At 65.7% G+C, this 845-nt stretch carries 1 protein-coding gene; it reads left to right on the top strand.

All coding sequences use genetic code 11. From position 1 onward, the window contains the following. Positions 1 to 33: 33 nt before the first annotated feature. The coding region (locus QLG03_RS06065; RefSeq protein WP_274985283.1) for a pyruvate carboxylase subunit B at positions 34 to 845 on the top strand (812 nt) is incomplete at its 3' end.

The raw sequence follows: 845 nt of genomic DNA, 5'->3' as shown, positions 1-845 counted from the left end.
CGCCGTCTTCACCCTTAATTCACGGAGGAATTCATGACCGTTGCCATTACCGATGTCGTCCTGCGCGACGCCCACCAGTCCCTGTTCGCCACCCGTCTGCGTCTCGACGATATGCTCCCCGTCGCCGCTCAGCTGGACGACGTCGGCTACCGCTCGCTGGAGTGCTGGGGCGGCGCCACCTTTGACGCCTGCATCCGCTTCCTCGGCGAGGACCCGTGGGTCCGCCTGCGCGAGCTGAAAAAGGCGATGCCGAAAACCCCGCTGCAGATGCTGCTCCGCGGCCAGAACCTGCTCGGCTACCGTCACTACGCCGACGACGTGGTCGAACGCTTCGTGGAGCGCGCCGTCAAAAACGGCATGGACGTCTTCCGCGTCTTCGACGCCATGAACGACCCGCGCAACATGCAGGCCGCCCTGCAGGCGGTCCGCAGCCACGGCGCCCACGCCCAGGGCACCCTGAGCTACACCACCAGCCCGGCCCACACCCTGCAGACCTGGCTCGACCTCACCGAACAGCTGCTGGAGACCGGCGTCGACTCCATCGCGATTAAAGACATGTCCGGCATTCTCACCCCCGGCGCCGCCTTTGAGCTGGTCAGCGAAATCAAAAAACGCTTTGCCGTCACCCTGCACCTGCACTGCCACGCCACCACCGGCATGGCGGAGATGGCCCTGCTGAAGGCCATTGAAGCCGGCGTCGACGGCGTCGATACCGCCATTTCCTCGATGAGCGCCACCTACGGCCACCCGGCCACCGAAGCGCTGGTGGCCACCCTCGCGGGTACTGAGCACGACACCGGGCTGGATATCCACAAGCTGGAGAGCATCGCGGCGTACTTCCGCGA

It is taken from the genome of Klebsiella sp. V115_8 (assembly GCF_029967715.1).
GTDB lineage: Bacteria > Pseudomonadota > Gammaproteobacteria > Enterobacterales > Enterobacteriaceae > Klebsiella > Klebsiella quasipneumoniae.
The sequence above is the reverse complement of the archived record's forward strand: the minus strand, read 5'-3'. Positions and strand labels throughout refer to the sequence as shown.